The organism is Dechloromonas sp. HYN0024 (assembly GCF_003441615.1).
In the GTDB taxonomy this organism is placed as follows: domain Bacteria; phylum Pseudomonadota; class Gammaproteobacteria; order Burkholderiales; family Rhodocyclaceae; genus Azonexus.
This window is the reverse complement of the sequence record NZ_CP031842.1, coordinates 24,531-43,858: the sequence shown is the minus strand read 5'-3', so window position 1 is coordinate 43,858 and position 19,328 is coordinate 24,531. Positions and strand designations below refer to the sequence as shown.

Here is a 19,328-nt window from a genome sequence, read left to right as displayed (position 1 = left end):
GTGATGAACGAAATCGCCGCCGCCGATCTGACGCACTGCAACACCCTCGCCCTGCCGGGCCGGGCGGCGCGTTATATCCGCATTGTCTCGGCTGGTGAACTGGCCACCGTTCAGATCGGTGACGGCAAACGCTTCATCCTCGGCGGCGGCAGCAACCTCGTCCTGACTGGAGATTTCGATGGCCTCGTCCTGCATATGGCGATCCCCGGCAAGCACCTGATCAAGGAAGATACCGACGCTTTCTATATCGAAGCCGGGGCCGGTGAAAACTGGCATGATTTTGTTCAGTGGACATTGCAACAGGGCTGGCCGGGACTGGAAAACCTCAGCCTGATTCCCGGCACGGTCGGGGCGGCACCGATCCAGAATATCGGTGCCTATGGGCTGGAAGTGGGCGAATGTTTCCATGCGCTGACCGCCTGGGATTTTGACCAGCAGGCGTTTCTGACGCTAAACCGCGAGCAGTGCCGTTTCGGCTACCGCGACAGCCTTTTCAAGCAGGAAGGCTGGCATTTGAGTGGGCGAATGGCGATTACTTCGGTCGTATTCCGGCTTCCCAAGGCGTGGACGCCCAACATCCGCTACGCCGACGTGACGCAGGAACTTGCCGTCCACAGCATCGCCTCGCCGACACCACAGGATATCGCCAGGGCGATCATCGCCGTCCGCCAGCGCAAGCTGCCGGACCCGTCGATCACGCCGAACGCCGGCAGCTTTTTCCACAATCCCGTCGTCGATCTGGCCCGGGCTGACGCCTTGGCTGCCGACTACCCGACGCTCCCCCGCTATCCACAGCCCGATGGCCAGGTCAAACTGGCGGCCGGCTGGCTGATCGAACAGGCCGGCTGGAAAGGCAAGTCCCTCGGCCCGGTCGGCATGTACGAAAAACAGGCGCTGGTGCTGGTCAATCACGGCGGTGCAACCGGTGCTGACGTCAAACGGACGATGGTCGCTGTTCAGTCCGACGTGAAGGCGAAATTCGCCGTCGACCTTACTCCCGAGCCGATATTCCTGTAACCGACAGGCACGCGGCCAACCCGGTTGCCAGGGCATCAGCCATCCGGGCCTGACGTTCGGCGTCGAGCAATTCCAGTTCTTCATCCCGGTGTTTGATCACCCCGGCCTCAAAGAGGACCGCCGGCAAGGTCGTCCGGTAAAGCACAACAAGATTGTCGTAATACCAGACGCCATTTTCGGCATCGGCAGCCAGATGTCGTCGACCATGCCAGGTAGACGGGGTGAAGCCGGCCCGCCGCAACACGGCACCCATCGCCGAGGCGCAGCGCAGGCTGGTCTCCGGATAGGGATTCTGCGCCGAGATGAAGAGGCCGTAGCCACGCTTGACCTCCGTGTAAGTCTGCTCATGGCCCGCCCACAGCCACGGTTTTAGCCATGCCTCGCCAATCGAGTCGTGGTGGATCGAGATGAAAAAGTCACTGCCCAACGCCCGCTCGGGGCGCGCTGCCAGATGGCCAATATCACCAGAAAAATTGACTTCGCGAACACGCTGACCGCGGGCCCGCATCACATCAGCGAGAACACCCGCCAAATCACGGTTGAAGGCGAATTCCGGACGACCCCGTGCACTCGTCGCCCCACCATCGGCACCGCCATGCCCGACATCGATGGCGATTAGGGGCGGCTCAGCCGTCGCTTCAGCGACGCTGAACAACAGCCACAATATGAGCATGGGCTTTGAAAACATCGCCTCATTATCACGCCAAATCGCCACCCAGCATGGAGGGTCCGCAAGAGACAGAAATCCTCACTGAATTTTGCGCTATAGTTTCTCGTCAGTGAGGGGGCAAAAATAATGAATGACGAAACGATCCATCCACGCGGCACGACTGCCCGTACGCCTGACCTGAGCTGGAGTCAGGTCAGGGAAACCGTATTGATGCTGGAGCTGGCTGCGGTGCAGATCGAGGCGGCAATGAAGGATAGCGACACGTCGGTTGACGTTCTGACCAAGTCCTTCACGACCATGGCCGGCTACATGCGGGTCATTTCCGACACCGTGCAGACCCTGCCCGACGAGGGTGCCGTCGGCATTGCCAAGCAAAATCTCAGCGGCGTCTCCGACCACGTATCCAGCATGGTGCACCAGGCCATCATCGCCTTCCAGTTTTACGACAAACTGGTTCAGCGCTTGGCCCACGTCGGTATCAGTCTGGGCGATCTCAGCACCCTGGTTGCCGATAACAAGCGCCTGTTCAACCCTGGTGAATGGGTTGGCCTGCAGGACAAGATCCGCAGCAAGTATTCGACGCGCGAGGAAATCGCCATGTTCGAAGCCGTCATGCAAGGCATGCCGGTCCAGGAAGCCGTCGACAATTACATGGCAGAAATGAAGGAAAAGAGCGATGACATCGAACTTTTTTGATCAGGCGGCTGGTCAAAACCTGGGCGCCTTGAAGGGATAGCCATGACCGACGCAAACGGACTGCCCGACCTCCCTGGCATCGACAAGGCCGACGGCCTGAGACGCATGATGAACAAGCCCGAGCTGTACGAAAAGATAGTGCGGGATGTTTATACCCGCACCATCGATGTACCCAAGGCCATTCGCACGGCCCTCGACCAGGGTGATTTTGCCACTGCCGAACGCCAGGCCCACTCCACCAAGGGGCTGGCTGGGACAATCGGGGCCCAGGAACTGCAAAACGCGGCCGCTGCCCTCGAGAAAGTCCTGCATGGCGGTGAAATACCCTCAACCGAAGTATTCGGTCAATTCGAACAGGCCTTGCGCACAGTGAGCGAAGGAATCGCCCTCGGCTTTGGTATCAAGCCAGCCGGTTAGCCGGCTTTCAGAAGTCGGCTGACGCTTCCCAGACGATATTCGCCTTGGGGCCGCCCCGGCTGCTTCGCTCCAGCATGTCGATCAATGGCCAGGCCCGCTGGCTCATGGCGACGACAGGCGGCTTCTTTTTGCCCATCTCGTCGAGTTCGTCGTCATCGGGCGGCGGCGCATCGGCACGCTGCACGGCCTCACGTAAAGCCTGGGCGGCCGCTCCCATCTCGGCCTGGGTAAAGGTACCACGCGCCGTGGTGGCCTTGCCAAGAGCCTGCAGGAGTGGCCCTGCCGCCTCGGAAAACATCAGCAATTCACCGGTTTCACTGGATAGAAAGCGGACAAGCATGGGATTTCCTTTCGCTGCACGGATTCGCGGTTGTCACGCTGCTCCGCCTTGTGCACAATGAAGCGAAGGGAGACAAAATCATGTCCGCGAATATTACTGCCAATCCGCTTGAAACAGGGGCTGACGAACTTGAGCGCTACGCGCTCGAAGAATGCGTCAAGCGCCATCGTTTCGATCAGCGCGTTTCGGTCCTGATTCTCCCCGACAAGCGCTGCGAGATGGCCATCAAGTTTGCCCGTCTTGGTGCCCAGGTCATCGTTGCCGACCACGCCGATGTTGCCACCGACATTGACGGCAGAATTCTCGCCGCTGGCTTGCGCGAGGAGATCTCCTTTGCCCCATGCAACCTGGCCGACCTGCCGGACAACCTGCCCGGCGAACCATTCGACCTGATCGTCATCCGGCGCGGCCTGTGCAGCATGCCTTACGACGATGCCCGCCGGATTGTCCGGCAACTGCTGCTCAAGCTGAAGATCGGTGGCAAGTTGTACATCTCGGTCCTTGGCCTGCACTCCGAACTGAGTGAGGGCTATAGCGCCGGTGAATCGAGCATCGATCAGCGCTTCGGAAAACTATCCCCGGCCCTCGCTGAAAAATACGGGATTCGCCAACAAGTCTGCCTTTATACCGAACGTAACCTGTTCATGTTGCTGCTCGAGGCCGGTGCCAGCGTCCTGCGCACACTGACGACCACCTACGGCAACGTCAAGGGCATCGCCGTTCGCGTCTGATGCGGCTGGGTGTAGACCTTGGCGGCACCAAGATCGAGATCATCGCGCTAGCCGACGATGGTGGTGTTTTGCTGCGCCAGCGCATCCCGACCCCGTCCGGCGACTATATGGCAACACTGATGGCCATCGCCGGCCTGGTCGAAAGCGCCGAAAGCGAACTCGGGAGCCGTGGCAGTGTCGGGATCGGCATTCCGGGCGCCGAATCACTGGTCTCCGGTCTGATCAAGAATGCCAATTCAACCTGCCTGATCGGCCAACCGTTGCGGCGCGATCTGCAGGCATTGCTCCAGCGGGAGGTCAGGCTGGCCAACGACGCCAACTGCTTTGCGCTCTCCGAGGCGGTAGATGGCAGCGGCCGGGACGCCAAGGTCGTTTTCGGAATCATTCTCGGCACCGGGGTCGGCGGCGGGATTGTGATCGACCAGCAAGCACTGACCGGGGCCAATGCCATCGCCGGCGAGTGGGGTCATAATCCTCTGCCCCTCCCGATAGGCGACGATCTTCCACTACCGCCCTGCTACTGCGGCCGGAATGGCTGCATCGAAGCCTTTCTTTCAGGTCCGGCGCTGAGTGCTGACCATCTCCGCCATACCGGCCAGCACCTGGGCAGCGATGTCATCGATCATCGCGCTGCAGCCGGCGACGCGGCCTGCGAAGCTTCTCTGCGCCGCTTTGAGGCCCGCCTCGGCCGCGCCCTGGCCGGTGTCATCAACATTCTCGATCCGCAAGTCATCGTCATCGGTGGCGGCCTGTCGGGCATGCAACGGCTTTACCGAAACCTGCCGGAATGCTGCAGACCATACGTCTTTTCTGACGCCTTTAACACAAAGTTTCTGCCGCCGATGCATGGGGATTCCTCGGGGGTACGTGGCGCAGCATGGTTGTGGAATTGATGGCAAAATCGGACGACCATGGCACACGTTTCCCTCTTTATTGGTGGCATACGCCCACTCCCCGGCTCGGGCCGACCGACCGGCATGTACAAGCAACCGGTCAATGGCCCCCTCACGCTCGGTCTGGAAGGCTTCGCCGGCGACGAGCAGGCCGACCGGCGAGTGCATGGCGGCCCCGATAAAGCGGTCCATCTCTATCCGGCTGCCCATTACGCCAGGCTGGCCGCAGAATTCCCGGAAGCTGCGGCAAGTTTGGTCATTGGCAGTATCGGGGAAAACATTTCGACCGCCGAACTCGACGAAAATGATGTGCGGATCGGCGATATCTGGTGCCTTGGCGGCGCGCAGCTGCAAGTGTGCCAGCCGCGCAATCCATGCTGGAAGATCGACGAACGCTTTGCCAGCGACGGCATGGCTGCCTTCATTGCCGATCATGGCCTGACCGGCTGGTATTGGCGGGTCACCACGCCTGGCCTGGTGACGCCGGATGACCGTCTGGAACTGCTGTCCCCCGCTCAAGACAGCCTAACCATGGCCGCGGCGATGCGTCTCTGGCAGACTCACCGGCCGGCACTGGCTGATCTCGAGAAGCTGGCGGCCAGCCCCGGCATTGCCCATAACTGGCAGCAGAAAGTCATCGCACGGATCGAATGGCTACGAAAAAATCCAGAAAAGACGCCATCCGACCCAGTGCCGTTCCACGTGAAACCGGAGAACCCGTGAATCCCACCGACAACCGCAAGCTATGGCTAAGGCTGTTCCTGCCCTTTGCCGCCGGTTATTTTCTCTCTTACCTTTTTCGCACGGCGAATGCAGTCATCGGACCTGTCCTTGCCCGTGAGCTGAACCTAGGCGACAACGCGCTGGGGCTACTGACCAGCACGTATTTTCTTGCCTTTGGCGCAGCTCAGCTGCCCCTTGGCATGCTGCTCGACCGCTTCGGGCCACGCCGGGTCGAGGCTGGCCTGCTGGTTATCGCCGCTGCCGGCGCAGCCGTCTTCGCCGTCTCCGATGCGCTCGGTGGCCTGGCCCTTGGCCGTGCCTTGATCGGGCTGGGTGTTTCCGCCTGTCTGATGGCCTCCTTCAAGGCTTTCGCCCAGTGGTTTCCGCCCGAACGGCAAGCCTCGCTGACCGGCTGGGTAATGGCCTCGGGCGGACTCGGCGCGCTGGCCGCTTCAAAGCCACTCGAACTGGCGCTCGGCTACGCCAGTTGGCGCTCCATCGCCCTCGCTCTGGCACTTATCACCCTGTCTGTCGCCACCATTCTCTGGACGGTCGTCCCCGACAAACGGGATGAGACTGGTGGCACTGGTTTCGCCGCCCAGATGGCCGGCGTCAAAAGCGTATTTTCCAGCCAGCATTTCTGGCGGTATGCGCCGATGGGCTTCTGGTTTACCGGAGGTTTCATGGCCGTTCAGGGTCTATGGGTGGCGCGCTGGATGACCATCATGGAGGGGCTCGACAGCGCCGCGATCGCCGTTCGCCTGACCTGGATAAGCGGTGCCATGCTGGCCGGATTCATGTTCATGGGCTTTTTCGCCACCGGTCTGGTCCGGCGTGGCGTCAAGCTCGACACCATCTATCGCAGCTCGATGGTCATCGCCATCGGTTTGCTGACGCTGATAACCTGCCAGCCAGGCTTCGCCGGAAACCTGTTGTGGCCGGTTCTGGGTGCCTGTTTTTCACTCTCCAATGTGTCGTATTCACTGGTCGCCCAAGCCTTCCCGTCGGCCCTCTCGGGACGGGCTAACACCGCCCTCAACCTGCTCGTCTTCGCCGGTGCTTTCGGTCTTCAGTGGGGCATCGGAATATTGGTCGACAGGCTTCAGGCAAGCGGATGGGCAAGTGATAGTGCTTTTCGGGCTGCCTTTTTCACCCTGCTCGGCGGCCAGCTTCTGGCCTTGCTCTGGATGGTCAGACCTGGTCGGACCGCTTGAGGCGGCTCAAAACTCGAGCGGATCTACCTCGATGTGCCAACGGAGCTTTGAGGGGGCCTTGAGGCCCTCGATGGCTTCCCGCCAGCATGGGAGAAAATTCTGCAAGGCTGGCCGGGAATAGGATTCAGCGAGCAATTGGCCGCGCTCCAGACTGGCCAGCCGGGCCAGTCGCATCGGTACCGGATCATAAATCATGACTTTTTCATGCTCACCGACCACCGACAACTCGGCGGCAGCCGCCAGGAAGGCGATTGAATCGGCCATTTCCGGTGCTTCGGCGCGCAGCACGGCCTGGAAAGCATAGGGCGGGAACCCCGCCTGCTCGCGCTCCTTGAGCTGCTGGGCAGCAAAACGTGGATAGTCGTGGTCAGTCAGCGCGGCGAACAGGGGATGATCCGGATACTCGGTCTGGATCAGCACCTCCCCTTTCAATTCCGCCCGCCCTGCCCGGCCGGCCACTTGCATCAATTGGGCAAACAGTCGTTCCGGTGCCCGCCAGTCGGCGGCATAAAGGGCAGCATCGGCGCCCAGTGCACCGACCAACGTCAGCCGGGGAAAGTCATGTCCTTTGGCCAGCATCTGGGTACCGACCAGAATGTCGGCTTCGCCACCATGAATCAATTCAAGCATCGTTTCCCACTGCTTGCGGCTTTTTACTGAATCGCGGTCGACGCGCAGGATACGCGCGTCGGGAAACTGCTCCTGCAACCACACTTCGAGACGCTGCGTCCCCCGCCCAAACGGATGAATGTCCTGATTGCCGCAGGTCGGGCAGGCCTTCGGCACGCGGTGTTCGCAACCACAGTGATGACAGCGCAAGCGGCGATCGGCCAGATGCAGCACCATGTTGGCAGCACAGCGCGTGCAGCGCGACACCCAGCCACAGGCGGGACATGCCAACACTGGCGCATAGCCGCGACGATTGAGGAATACCAGGCTTTGCTCGCGACGGGCAAGGCGCTCCTTGATGGCCGCGATCAGTGGCTCACTGACCCCCTCCTTGAGCACCATTTTCCGGGTATCCAGAACGTGGACGATGGGCAGCGTTGCCTCCGGATTTGCCCGCTGATGAAGGCACAGCAAGCCGTAGCGACGGCTCTGCGCATTGGCCCAAGACTCCAGCGACGGCGTCGCCGAACCCAGCAGAATTGGGATGCCAAGCTGGTGCGCACGAAAGACGCCGACGTCGCGGGCCGAATAGCGCATGCCATCCTGCTGCTTGAAGGAAGGATCATGCTCCTCATCGATAACGATAAGGCCAAGGCGTGGCAGGGGCGTAAAAATCGAAAGCCGGGTGCCGAGAATGATGTTCGCTTCGCCGGCAAAGGCGGCCCGCCAGTTGCGCTCACGCGCCGCTTCGGCCAGTTCGCTATGTAGGGAGACGACCCCGGCCTCGGGAAAGCGGGCCCGTACCCGGCCTTCGAGTTGCGGTGTCAGATTGATTTCAGGAACCAGCAACAAGGCCTGCCGACCGGCAGCCAGCGCCTCTTCAACGAGCCGGAGATAAACCTCGGTCTTGCCACTCCCCGTAACGCCATGCAGCAGATGTACCGAAAAGCCGGCCGCGAAATCTATGGCCGCCAGGGCAGTCTTTTGCTCCTCGGTCAGGGCCGGAGGCTGAATCGGATCGACTTTTCGGCTGGCCCGGCCGCTTCGTCGGGCCGGGGGATCGAGGCGCTTGAGTCCGACAGGCAAGGCCTGAAGAATCACTTCACCGAGCGCCGCCTGGTAGTAAGCGCTTGCAAACTCACATAGACGGAAGAAATCGGCTGGCAAGGGTGGCAAATCACTGAGGATTTCGCCGGCTGCCTTGAGTTGATCGAGCGGCCAGTCACTGGCGTCGACGACATCAACGATTACGCCAAGTTTCTCTCCCCGCCCAAATGGAACTCTAACCCGGCGGCCGACATCGATGGTCGAGGCTGCCTCAGCCACATAATCGAAAAGGCGATGCAAGGGCAAATCGAGGGCGACGCGCAAAACGGGCATGGATTTACCAACTAAAACCTTCAGTTTTTCAAAAAATCAGCCTGATTTTGAGCAAAAAATCGGGGTTTTTGAGTTGTCCACAAATTCTGTGGATAACTTTGTGGATTTCTTTTCGGGTTTGGCGCCAAATAACGGTTCCGTAAGGACTTTGTTACTTTGCCGAAATATTGTGCAATACCAATAATCGTTTATATTCAACGATTTAAATAAACTACACCACGTCAAGGGGTTTTCTGGATTTATTTTACGGGGGCAGCAAAACTCTGTGCATAAGTCAAGCCTTGCTGCCCTCTTATGAGGTCTTACTTACGTAATAGGCGGCTATGTCCGTGCACCGCTTCGACCAGTGCCGTGACACTTTCCGGCGGCGTAAATTGCGAAATACCGTGGCCGAGATTGAACACGTGGCCAGTATTACCTGACCCAAAACTATCGAGCACTTTTTTCGCTTCAGCCGCAACAATTTCCGGCCCGGCGAACAACACGTTGGGATCCAGATTGCCCTGAAGCGCGACTTTGTCACCAACACGACGGCGCGCGTCGCCGATGTCGATAGTCCAGTCGAGACCAACGGCATCGCAACCAATATCAGCAATCTTTTCGAGCCACAAGCCGCCGTTCTTGGTAAAAACGATGCTCGGAATGCGCTGGCCGTCTTTTTCCTTTTTCAGACCGGCAACAATGCGACGCATGTATTGCAGCGAAAACTCTTCGTAGGCCGCGTTCGACAGCGAACCACCCCATGTGTCGAAAATCATGACGGCCTGGGCACCGCTGTCGATCTGGGCATTCAGGTAAGCGATGACGGAATCGGCAGTGACCGACAGGATGCGGTGCAACAGATCGGGGCGGTTGTAGAGCATACCCTTGATGTTGCGGAAATCACTCGATCCCTCGCCTTCGACCATGTAGCAGGCCAACGTATAGGGACTGCCGGAGAAGCCGATGAGCGGCACCGAGTTGTCGAGGGCCCGGCGGATTTCGGAAACGGCATCCATGACGTAGCCCAGATGCTCGTAGGGATCAGTCACTGTCAGGTTGTTGATGGCCCACTCTTCACGCAGAGGACGCTCGAATTTCGGTCCCTCGCCTTCGGCAAAGTAGAGGCCCAGACCCATCGCATCCGGCACCGTCAGGATGTCCGAGAAGAGAATGGCTGCGTCGAGGTCGTAACGTGCCAGCGGCTGCAGGGTGACTTCGCAGGCCATGGACGGCGACTTGCACAGGTTCAGGAAGTTACCGGCCCGTTTGCGGGTTTCGCAATACTCAGGCAGGTAACGGCCAGCCTGGCGCATCAGCCACAGCGGGGTGTATTCGGTCGGCTCTTTAAGAAGGGCGCGCAGGAAAGTATCGTTCTTGGGTCGGCTCACGTCGGACTCCGCCTGAAAATCAGAAAGGAGGAATTATCCGCCATTCCGGACGCCGGGTCACTTCCGCCAGCAGAATGCTGAAAACCGGCAGATCCGACGTTAAATCGCTGGTAGGTTACTAATCCTCGCTACGCTTGCCGAGTTTGACGTCAAGCTGCTTCAGTTTCCGGTACAGATGCGTGCGTTCTAGCCCGGAACGATCGGCCAGCTTGGTCATGTTCCCGCCTTCGAGACGCAAGTGATGCTCGAAATACATTTTCTCGAAAGCGTCACGCGCCTCGCGTAGCGGCTGGTCGAAGAGTGGCAGCAAAGAAAGCGTCTCTGGACGCTCTCCACCGTCCTTCGGCATGACACGGGCGACATCATCGGCACTGATCTCCTCTTCCAGCGATGTAATCGCAAGATTCCGCACCAGCGCGTAAAGATCATTCCAGCTTGATTCCGGGTTGCTTTTCCAAGACAGGGTGCGCAATGCGTTCAGCGCCGCACTGGACAAGCGACGCGCCGGCACCTCGCCACGCTCGACAAAATTGCTCAGCAACAGGCTGGCAATTTCCGGCAACTCGTCGCCATGTCCGGCCAGCGAAGGCATGGCCACCCAGATCTCGCCAAGACGGGCCAGCAACTTGCTGTCCCAGCCGGCTTCGCCGAGGGCGCTGGCGCTACTGACCGTGGCCGCAATCAGTTGCAAATTGAGCTTTTCGAGGCGGTCGATGGCAAACGCCATGTTCATTTGCTGCATCTTGCCCAACCCGGCCATCTCCGGGACAAAAAGGATACCCCCGGTCACTTTCTCGAGCATCTCCTGCGACAACGCACTGCTGATGCCGGACAGGTCAAGCCAGGGTGCCCGTGGCGGCTGCAGGGTACGGGCACAAATCTCGGCCATGCCCCCGTTGGCTCCCTTGATCAGCAACATTGGCGACTTGGCGGCCGCCTGTTCCAGACGCCGCTTGAATTCCTTGACGAAGGAAAGGCGGCTGAATGCCTCCAGCGTAAGGGCCGGACGGGCGACCGGTTTGTCATGCTTGAGCGCCTTCTGGACGGTGGACAGCAGTTTTTGCAGGGCGATCGGCTTTTCGAGAAAATCAAAGGCGCCAAAGCGCGTCGCTTCTACCGCCGTGTCGATGGTGCCGTGCCCGGACATCATGACCACCGGCATGTTGAGATGCCCGGCGGCGTGCCACTCCTTGAGCAGCGTGATGCCATCGGTATCGGGCATCCAGATATCGAGCAGGACCAGATCCGGGCGAAGTTCGTTGCGAATCAGTCGGGCCGCCGTAGCATTTTCGGCGACACGCACGTCGTAGCCTTCGTCGATCAGGATTTCCGACAACAGTTCCCGAATGCCGACCTCGTCGTCAACGACCAGAATGATTGCCATTTTTGGCTTCCTCCCCTTTTACCAGGGGCAGGCGGATGACGATCCGCGCACCGCCCTCTGGTGCATTGCTGATTTCAATGGTGCCCTGGTGTTCCTCGACAATTTTTTTGACGATGGGCAGGCCAAGGCCGGTGCCGCGGGCCTTGGTGGTGACATAGGGTTCAAAAATACGCGGCAGCAGCTCAACCGGAAAGCCAGGACCATTGTCGGCGATGGTCAGGCAAGCCTGACGGGCCAGTACGCCGGTCTGGATCAGGATATGCGCATCGTCCAGTCCCTCCAGCGCATCTTCGGCATTGCGCAAAAGGTTATGAATAATCTGTCGCAATTGCGTCGCGTCGCCAAGAATTGGCGGCAAATCGGGTGCCAGGCGCGCTTCGATGGTGGCCGATGAACTTTCATAGAGGCCCAGCACTTCACCGATCAGCTCATTGAGATCGAGTTCGGCCACTTCCGGCGCCGGCATCCGCGCGTAATCGCGGAAGTCGTCCACCATGCGCTTCATGGCCTGAACCTGGTTGATGATGGTCTGTGTGCCGCGCGCCAGCATGTCCGCATCACCATTCGACAGCTTGTCGGCGAGCTTGAATTGCAGACGTTCGGCGGAAAGCTGGATAGGCGTCAGCGGATTCTTGATTTCGTGGGCCAGGCGACGCGCCACCTCTCCCCAGGCGGCGCTGCGCTGGGCTGCGATCAGGCGGGTCACGTCGTCGAAAACAACCACGTCGCCACCGCCACTGGCATCCGGCAGACGTGAGCCGCGCAGCAAAAGCACCTGCGGCATGCCATTCGGCCGCTCCATTTCAAGCTGGGCTTGCCACTCCACCTCTTCCGTAGCCGAAAAATGTTCGCGGATAAACGTGCCGAGCGCCTGTTGCCGCGGCCAGTTGTCCGCTGCAGCACCGATCAGTCCATCGAATTCGTCGTTCAGAATGGTCAACGCACCCTCGTTAACCGTGCGCAGGACAAAATGCCGGTCAAACACCAGAACGCCAGTCGATAAATTGGCCAGGATCGATTCGAGATAGCCTCTGGCCGACTCCAATTCGGCCCGGTGGCGCTCAGTTTCGCGCCGGGCGTCATCGAGCTGACGGGTCATCCGGTTGAATGACTGGGTGAGGACACCCAGTTCATCGCCGCTATAGATGGCCTGACGCGGCGAAAAGTCGCCCTGCGCGACGGCCTGTGTACCCTCGGCCAGAATATACAGGGGCGCCGCCAGCCGGCGGGCCATGACGTAGGCCAGGGCAAAGGCCCCGAACAGCGCAACGAGAACCGTCAGGGTCAGAGTCAGGGCATAGATGCGGGTCAGACCTTCGCGCGCCAACTGCAATTCCTGGTAATCGCGATAGACGTCCTGCACGGCATCCGCGTCGTGGGCCAGCCCCGCCGGCACCGGCTGGGTCAGCTGCAGGATGCGCGGCTCTTCGAACATGCCGCGAGCACTGACCGGAACCAGCACCCGCAGGTAGAGCTTGCCGCCGTCGCCTTCAATCGTGCTCACCATCTGTGTACTGCGTGCCTGCTTCAATTGCGTCTGACTGGGCAGATCGGGAAGCAGGCTGGACATTTCGGTGGTGGCACTGGACAGCAACTGGCCGCCCACCGAAAACAGCGCCGCCGACTGAACACCTTTTTCTTCGCGCAGGCGTAACAGGGCCGAGCGGCGCGATGACTCCTGGATGTCCGACAACTCGCTAGCCATGTTGCGCGCCTTGTCGCCAAGATCGAGCAGCAGCGAATCGAGGGCTGAACGGCCGAGATGCAGGCCGGATTCAAGTGCCTTTTCAACGCGCACATCGAACCAGCTTTCGATCGAGCGGGTGACGAACTGGACCGAGACACCATAAACGAGCGCGCCGGGCAGCACCGCAATGACACCGAACATCAGCATCAGGCGGAGCTTGAGTCGGGCCCCGAAAACCTGGGCCTGATAGTCACGCCAAAGGGTGCGCAACTGCCAGCCAACCAGCCCGACCATACCCAGGGCCAGGATGATGTTGAGGGCGATGAGCAGCGGATAATTTCGCGAGAACAGCACCGTATCGGCCGCCGTGGACATCAGTAGGAGGAACCACAGGATGCCGCCTATGGCTGCCGCGAAAGCCCCGCCGGCGGCGACAATACGTTTCACTTGGCCTCCGCCGGGGGCACAGTGACGGCCCAGGTTTTCCAGTCGGAACCAAGGCTCCAGTCCTTGTTGCCAAGGGCCGATATCTGGAAGGGGCGCGGCAACTGGGTGACATCAAGGCGCATGCGCAGTGACGCTTCATAGGTATCACCGGGACGGACCGATTTTTCGCTCTTGTCGACGACTGTCCAGTTGCGCAAGCGGGACAAGACCTGCGTCGCTTCCGTCAGGGTCGGGAAGGACTGATGCAGCCCGCCGGTCGACAGCCGGAATTGCCGGGTCAGGGCATGGTAGGAAAGGCGATAGGTCTGGCTGCGACTGGCCACTTTCTCATCGAGCCAGTACCAGCGCGCCTTGTGCAGCTCAAAATCGGCGACGAAATAAAGTACGACTCCCCGGGTCACCGCTTCTTCGAGACGGGGGTTCAGTTCAAGCCGGAAATCGGCGGAGAGAACGTATCCATCCTCTCCCGCCGAAATCTGTGGATTGCTGATATCAATTTCTGCGGCACATGCCAAAACCGGCACGAAGACCAGCAACACCAGCCATCGGCGCAGGTGGTCAAGCACGCTTTTCGAGAAGGCAGTAGAAAAATCCATCGTGTTCGGCGGTCGGCAATAGCTGTTCTTCATGACACCGTTGAGCCTGCGGCTGGCGCGCCAGGAAGCGGTCGATCTGCCCGCCATTCTCAGCCGGGAAAACCGAGCAGGTCACGTAGAGGAGTTTACCGCCCGGCCGCACGACCTGCCACAACGCATCCAGTATGCGCACCTGCGCCCGGGCAAAGCTGGCGATGTCGGCCTCGCGCCGCAACCACTTGGCATCCGGATTGCGCCGCACGACACCGCTGGCCGTACACGGTACGTCAGCGAGAACCGCATCGAAGGGCCGGCCATCCCACCAGGTAGTCGGCGTGGCACAGTCGGCATCCTTGATCTCGGCACTCAAGCCAAGACGCGACAAGGTCTCGGCAATGCGTCGACAGCGTGAAGGCTTGAGATCAAGCGCCAGCAAATCGATATCGGCGGCGCGTTCAAGCAGATGCGCCGTTTTCCCACCCGGTGCTGCGCAGGCATCCAGCACACGGCTACCCGGTGCCAGGTCAAGCAACACGGCAGCCATCTGGGCGCCCGGATCCTGAACCGACACCAGGCCGTCTGCAAAACCGGGCAAGGCATCGACCGATACCGGCCGGTCGAGGGCCAGCCCACTTTCGCCAGTCGGCCGGGCGGCGATACCTTCGGCCGCCAGCTTCATGATGTAATCGTCCCGCGAAACGCGACGCGTATTTACCCGCAGTCCCATCGGCGGCGGCATATTGCCGGCCGCAGCAATGGCTGGCCAATCCTGCGGATAGGCCGTCTGCAACTGGGCCAGCCACCAATCGGGGTGCATCGCGGAAGCGACTGGGTCGGCCGCAAATGCGGCGGTCAACTGGGCCTGCTGGCGCAGGAAATTGCGCAGTACGCCATTGACCAGGGCACGAAAATTTCCGCCGGCCACCTCTCCGGCCGCCGACACCGCCTGATCGACTACTGTATGCGCTGCATCCGGGCGGGTTTCTAGGCGATAAATGGCAACCAGCAACAAGGCACGCACTTCATCACTGGCCAGCGGCTTCTGCAGCAGCTTCGCCAGAAAGAAATCGCCCCGCCCATAGGCGCGCAGGCTGCCATAGACAAGATCCTGCACAGCCGGTCGCGCCACCGGGTCGACCCGGCCGAGCAGGCCGTCGGCCAGACTCTGCCCGCCTAAAACGGCGGTATCGATGCGCGAGGCCTGCAACAAGGCGTAAGCGAGTGAGTTAAGCCGCAAACTGGACATAGGCGACCATTATCGCACGCGGCATAATGGCCGAATGCGGCAAATCCTTCTCGCCTTGTTTTTCTTTTCCTTCCACGCTCCGGCCAGCGCCTGGAATGCAGCCGGCCATCGCCTGGTCGCCGTCATTGCCTGGCAGCAATTATCCTTGCCTGCGCAGACGTCGATTACGCAAATACTCGCCGGCCACCCCGACTACCAGCGCTGGGCCGACAAGTCGCGCTCAAGTAAAGGTGTCGATATTTTCGCCGAAGCCGCGACCTGGCCAGACGACATTCGCCACGACCCTCGCTTCTACGATGAACGACGAGAATCACCGACGCCCGCCGTGCCCGGACTGCCTGAGACAGCCCGTCACAAGCGCTGGCATTACGTAGACCTGGATGCGAATGGCAAAACCGAAGCCGGCGAACTCGACCAGCAGATCGAACGGCTGAGCAAGCAACTTCTGGCAGGGACGAACAAGGCAGAAATGAGCTACGCCCTGCCCTGGCTGGCCCATCTCGTCGCCGACATTCACCAGCCGCTACATGTCGGACGGCACGGCGACGAAGGCGGCAACCGGGTCGACATCGAAAACCCGTTCAACAAGCGCAAGCCCTTCGGCAACCTGCACAGCTACTGGGATGACCTGCCCGGGCCGCCGTGGCTGCGCGGCAAGCGCCTGGAACAGAATGTAACCCGATTGCTTGATAGCCACGCGGCACCAATGCAAGGTGATGTAATGCTGTGGCGCAACGAAAGCCACCGCCTGCTCGCCGAGGTCTACCCAGACAGCCAAGGCAGTCTGCCACCGACAATCGGTGAAGCGTTTCACCGGCGTAGCCGGGACCTTGCCGAGCGCCGCATCGTCGAGGCTGGCTACCGTCTGGGCGGTCTTCTCGAAGCCATCTTCAAGGCGCAAGTTCCACGTGAAACGGCGAGGCATTGATCGATGAACGGCCTGCATCTGATTGCCGACCTTCATGAATGCCAGTGCCCGCCGGGCCGGCTTCTTGACGCCCCCTCCCTTGAGTCGTTCTGTGTTGACGCCTGCCAGCGCCACGGCCTGACGGTTGTCGGCCGGCTTTTCCATGCCTTTCAGGACAAGCACGGCCAGGCTGCTGGCGTCACCGGCACCGTTGTACTGGCCGAATCACACCTGGCCGTACACACCTGGCCGGAGATCGCCAGCGTGACGCTCGATGTCTACGTCTGCAACTTCAGTGGCGACAACAGCCACCAGGCACAAGCCCTGTTCGGTGAAGTCATTACCTGGTTCTCGCCAAGCCGCCTCGAAAAAAAAGAGGTGGCACGCGGCCACCTCGGCGAATAAATCGACAAAACCGATCACTCCGGCCTGTCGAAGCGCTCACCTACCTTGAGTGGATGACCGGCAAGAAATTGCTGCACCGGCAGACGCTTGCCCCCGGCCTTTTGCAATTCACTGACCGCCAGCGCCCCCTCGCCACAAGCAATCACGATGCTGTGGCGATCAACGCTCAGGATGACTCCGATTTCACCCTGACCAGCCACCGGCGTGGCCTGCCAGATTTTTACGGTCTGGCCGCCGAACAAGGCTTGCGCCCCGGGGAAGGGATTGAAGGCACGGATATGGCGATCCAGTTCCGTTGCACTCCTCGACCAATCGACCAAGGCCTCGACTTTTTCGATCTTGTGGGCATAAGTTACACCTTCGGCTGGCTGGGACTCGGCTGGCAAAGGCAGCTTGCCGAGCACCTCGACGACCAGTCCCGCCCCCAGAGCGGCCAGCCGATCATGCAGTGTCCCCGTCGTATCAACAGCTTCGATGGAAAAAGCCCGACGCAACAACACCGGCCCGGTATCCAGCCCGGCTTCCATTTGCATGATGCAGACGCCGGTCTCGGCATCGCCGGCCAGCAGGGCGCGCTGGATCGGCGCGGCACCACGCCAGCGCGGTAGCAAGGAGCCGTGGATATTGATACAACCGAAACGCGGCATGTCGAGCACAACCTGCGGCAGAATCAGACCATAGGCGGCAACCACCATCACCTCGGCACCGAATGCAGCGATTTTGGCCTGCGCTTCGGCATCCCTCAGGGTGAGCGGCTGGAAAACCTCGATCCCATGCTCGAGCGCCACCTTTTTGACGGCCGACGGCTGCAGCGTCATGCCACGACCCGCCGGACGGTCCGGCTGGGTCAGCACCAATGCCACCTCATGTCCGGCTGCGATAATGGCCTGCAAAGCCTGAGCGGCAAACTCCGGTGTCCCGGCAAATATCAGTTTCATGCGGTGACGCGCGCCTGCTTGGCCATCTTGTTCTTGATGCGGGCCTGCTTGAGCATCGACAGATGATCAACGAACACCACCCCGTTCAGATGGTCGATTTCGTGCTGGATGCACACGGCCAGCAGGCCCTCGGCTTCCACCACCCGCTCCTTGCCGTCGAGATCGAGATAACTCACGGTCACCCGCTCAGCACGCTCGACCTTGTCGTAGATTCCGGGAACCGACAAGCAGCCCTCTTCGCCCAACTGACAGCCCTCGCTCCGGCCGAGGGTCGGATTGATGAATACCTGAAGTTCGCTCTTGTCTTCGGAAATATCGATGACCACGATACGCTGGTGCACATCGACCTGGGTCGCAGCCAGACCGATACCGGGCGCCTCGTACATGGTTTCGGCCATGTCGGCGACCAGTTTTCGGGTGCTGTCGTCAATCCGTGTGACAAGTGCCGCCACCTTTTTCAGGCGCGGGTCGGGGAAACGCAAAATGGGTAGAAGGGCCATATGAAATTAGGAATAAAAGCTTGCTCGATTAGGTTATTACGTGCAGAATCTAAAGCAATTCCCGAGATATGGAACGCAAATTGATCGCCGCACCAATGAGACTGCGACCACTGCAATGCGTTCCGCCGGCACGTGAGGTTACGACTATGGTTCGCATTATATCCGCGCTCATCCTGGCCGTGACGGCCGCCTGCGCATCGGCCACTGAGCCGCTAACGCTGGTAGACAATCCTCCCGACCGACACATCGTCGTCAAGGGCGACACCCTGTGGGGCATTTCGGGAAAGTTCCTGAAGCAACCTTGGCGCTGGCCGGAAATCTGGCAGATGAACAAGGAAGAGATCAAGAACCCCCACTGGATCTATCCGGGCAACATCATTGTTCTCGACATGTCGAGCGGTTCGCCGCGCCTCAGAATGGCCAAGCCGGTCGGTGGCCAGGATGGCAAGCTCCAGCCAATGGTGCACAGCACGCCGGGAGAAAAGGCAATTCCGAGCATTCCACCCAATGCGATTGAGCCTTTCATTTCCCAACCGCTAATTGTTGAGTCCGACGGCCCCAACAATCGGGCCAAAATCACGGCTGCACAGGAAGACCGCATGCTGCTCGGGACCGGCGACTCTTTCTACGCCAGCGGGATTCCCGATGCCAGCGTCGAAAAATGGCACGTTTTCCGCAAGGGTAAGCCGCTCAAGGATCCGGCCACCGGCAAGGTCGTTGCCTATGAGGCCTTCTTTCTTGGCAATGCCCGCCTGATCAAACCGGGCGAGCCGGCCACGCTGCGCGTGACGCTGTCGAAGGAAGAAATGGCTCGAGGCGATGAACTGATCCCGGCCCCGCCACCTGAAATCATCACCTACGCCCCGTATCGTCCGGATCAGCAGATTTCTGCCAGAGTCATGTCGATCTATGGCGGCGTTGAAGAAGGCGGCGCCAACTCTGTCGTTTCGCTGACCAGCGGCAAGAAGGATGGTCTTGAAGTCGGCCATGTCGTAGCACTGTCGCGCAATCGTATCTCGGTCAATATCAGCGATGAAGGCGTTCGCACATCGACCCCGGTCCCCGAAGAACGCTACGGCCTGGCCTTCGTCTTCCGTGTCTTTGACCACGTTGCCTACGCACTGGTCGTCGATGCCTCAAAGGCCGTCATGATCGGGGATGCGGCAAAGAATCCGTGAT

Annotated in this window: 20 protein-coding genes; 10 read left to right on the top strand and 10 right to left on the bottom strand. The window is 60.2% G+C overall.

What is annotated here, in order from left to right; genetic code table 11:
• Nucleotides 1–3: 3 nt before the first annotated feature.
• Nucleotides 4–1,017: a UDP-N-acetylmuramate dehydrogenase gene (gene murB / locus HYN24_RS00205; RefSeq protein ID WP_117607407.1), complete on the top strand. Its 1,014-nt coding sequence runs from the start codon at nt 4–6 to the stop codon at nt 1,015–1,017.
• Here murB and HYN24_RS00200 read toward each other — a convergent pair.
• Nucleotides 992–1,690, bottom strand: coding sequence for an N-acetylmuramoyl-L-alanine amidase (locus HYN24_RS00200; RefSeq protein ID WP_240327697.1), 699 nt, complete (start codon nt 1,688–1,690; stop codon nt 992–994). The two genes, murB and HYN24_RS00200, sit on opposite strands and share 26 nt — an antisense overlap.
• 123 nt (nt 1,691–1,813) lie before the next feature.
• Here HYN24_RS00200 and HYN24_RS00195 point away from each other — a divergent pair, with 123 nt between their 5' ends.
• Together HYN24_RS00195 and HYN24_RS00190 are read left to right on the top strand one after the other, a co-directional pair.
• Nucleotides 1,814–2,383 carry a hypothetical protein gene (locus tag HYN24_RS00195; protein WP_117607405.1) on the top strand — a complete coding sequence of 190 codons (570 nt, stop codon included), beginning with the start codon at nt 1,814–1,816 and terminating at the stop codon, nt 2,381–2,383.
• Nucleotides 2,384–2,425: 42 nt separating this feature from the next.
• The gene (locus HYN24_RS00190; protein WP_117607404.1) at nt 2,426–2,800 is read left to right on the top strand and encodes an Hpt domain-containing protein; all 375 of its coding nucleotides are present in this window, start codon (nt 2,426–2,428) and stop codon (nt 2,798–2,800) included.
• Nucleotides 2,801–2,807: 7 nt separating this feature from the next.
• Here the strand turns inward: HYN24_RS00190 and HYN24_RS00185 are convergent, their stop codons facing one another.
• Nucleotides 2,808–3,140: a DUF1840 domain-containing protein gene (locus HYN24_RS00185; RefSeq protein WP_117607403.1), complete on the bottom strand. Its 333-nt coding sequence runs from the start codon at nt 3,138–3,140 to the stop codon at nt 2,808–2,810.
• 80 nt (nt 3,141–3,220) lie between these two features.
• On the opposite strand from HYN24_RS00185, the gene HYN24_RS00180 reads away from it, so the two are divergent.
• Genes HYN24_RS00180 through HYN24_RS00165 form a run of 4 tightly spaced genes read left to right on the top strand, consistent with a single transcriptional unit; the run spans nt 3,221 to nt 6,701 of the window.
• Complete coding sequence (locus HYN24_RS00180; protein ID WP_117607402.1) at nt 3,221–3,871, top strand: bifunctional 2-polyprenyl-6-hydroxyphenol methylase/3-demethylubiquinol 3-O-methyltransferase UbiG; 651 nt, start codon at nt 3,221–3,223, stop codon at nt 3,869–3,871.
• Nucleotides 3,871–4,764 (top strand): ROK family protein, encoded by an 894-nt coding sequence (locus tag HYN24_RS00175; protein ID WP_117607401.1) that lies wholly within the window; start codon nt 3,871–3,873, stop codon nt 4,762–4,764. The genes HYN24_RS00180 and HYN24_RS00175 overlap by 1 nt, the downstream gene beginning before the upstream one ends.
• Nucleotides 4,765–4,782: 18 nt before the next feature.
• Nucleotides 4,783–5,487: an MOSC domain-containing protein gene (locus HYN24_RS00170; RefSeq protein WP_117607400.1), complete on the top strand. Its 705-nt coding sequence runs from the start codon at nt 4,783–4,785 to the stop codon at nt 5,485–5,487.
• The gene (locus HYN24_RS00165; protein WP_240327696.1) at nt 5,484–6,701 is read left to right on the top strand and encodes a nitrate/nitrite transporter; all 1,218 of its coding nucleotides are present in this window, start codon (nt 5,484–5,486) and stop codon (nt 6,699–6,701) included. The genes HYN24_RS00170 and HYN24_RS00165 overlap by 4 nt, the downstream gene beginning before the upstream one ends.
• Before the next feature lie 6 nt (nt 6,702–6,707).
• Here HYN24_RS00165 and HYN24_RS00160 read toward each other — a convergent pair whose 3' ends face one another.
• From HYN24_RS00160 to rsmB, 6 genes are all read right to left on the bottom strand, one after another.
• On the bottom strand, nt 6,708–8,690 hold the full coding sequence (locus HYN24_RS00160) for a primosomal protein N' (protein WP_117607398.1): 1,983 nt from the start codon (nt 8,688–8,690) through the stop codon (nt 6,708–6,710).
• Between the two features lie 302 nt (nt 8,691–8,992).
• The gene (hemE, locus tag HYN24_RS00155) at nt 8,993–10,060 is read right to left on the bottom strand and encodes a uroporphyrinogen decarboxylase (protein WP_117607397.1); all 1,068 of its coding nucleotides are present in this window, start codon (nt 10,058–10,060) and stop codon (nt 8,993–8,995) included.
• Nucleotides 10,061–10,178: 118 nt separating this feature from the next.
• A complete protein-coding gene (locus HYN24_RS00150; RefSeq protein ID WP_117607396.1) occupies nt 10,179–11,444 on the bottom strand; it encodes a sigma-54 dependent transcriptional regulator in 1,266 nt (421 codons plus the stop codon).
• Nucleotides 11,422–13,578: an ATP-binding protein gene (locus HYN24_RS00145; RefSeq protein WP_117607395.1), complete on the bottom strand. Its 2,157-nt coding sequence runs from the start codon at nt 13,576–13,578 to the stop codon at nt 11,422–11,424. Before HYN24_RS00145 ends, HYN24_RS00150 begins: the two co-directional genes overlap by 23 nt.
• A complete protein-coding gene (locus tag HYN24_RS00140) occupies nt 13,575–14,174 on the bottom strand; it encodes a DUF4390 domain-containing protein (protein WP_117607394.1) in 600 nt (199 codons plus the stop codon). The genes HYN24_RS00145 and HYN24_RS00140 overlap by 4 nt, the downstream gene beginning before the upstream one ends.
• The gene (gene rsmB / locus HYN24_RS00135) at nt 14,137–15,399 is read right to left on the bottom strand and encodes a 16S rRNA (cytosine(967)-C(5))-methyltransferase RsmB (RefSeq protein ID WP_117607393.1); all 1,263 of its coding nucleotides are present in this window, start codon (nt 15,397–15,399) and stop codon (nt 14,137–14,139) included. Before rsmB ends, HYN24_RS00140 begins: the two co-directional genes overlap by 38 nt.
• Nucleotides 15,400–15,433: 34 nt before the next feature.
• Here rsmB and HYN24_RS00130 point away from each other — a divergent pair, with 34 nt between their 5' ends.
• Together HYN24_RS00130 and speD are read left to right on the top strand one after the other, a co-directional pair.
• Entirely contained in the window at nt 15,434–16,327 is an 894-nt protein-coding gene (locus tag HYN24_RS00130) for a S1/P1 nuclease (RefSeq protein ID WP_117607392.1), read from the top strand.
• A gap of 3 nt (nt 16,328–16,330) precedes the next feature.
• Complete coding sequence (speD, locus tag HYN24_RS00125; protein WP_117607391.1) at nt 16,331–16,711, top strand: adenosylmethionine decarboxylase; 381 nt, start codon at nt 16,331–16,333, stop codon at nt 16,709–16,711.
• Nucleotides 16,712–16,725: 14 nt separating this feature from the next.
• Here the strand turns inward: speD and fmt are convergent, their stop codons facing one another.
• Both fmt and def read right to left on the bottom strand, forming a co-directional pair.
• Nucleotides 16,726–17,649, bottom strand: a complete 924-nt coding sequence (gene fmt / locus HYN24_RS00120; RefSeq protein WP_117607390.1) for a methionyl-tRNA formyltransferase — start codon at nt 17,647–17,649, stop codon at nt 16,726–16,728.
• On the bottom strand, nt 17,646–18,149 hold the full coding sequence (gene def / locus HYN24_RS00115) for a peptide deformylase (RefSeq protein WP_117607389.1): 504 nt from the start codon (nt 18,147–18,149) through the stop codon (nt 17,646–17,648). Before def ends, fmt begins: the two co-directional genes overlap by 4 nt.
• A gap of 146 nt (nt 18,150–18,295) precedes the next feature.
• Here def and HYN24_RS00110 point away from each other — a divergent pair, with 146 nt between their 5' ends.
• Nucleotides 18,296–19,327 carry a LysM peptidoglycan-binding domain-containing protein gene (locus HYN24_RS00110; protein WP_117607388.1) on the top strand — a complete coding sequence of 344 codons (1,032 nt, stop codon included), beginning with the start codon at nt 18,296–18,298 and terminating at the stop codon, nt 19,325–19,327.
• Nucleotide 19,328: the final 1 nt, after the last annotated feature.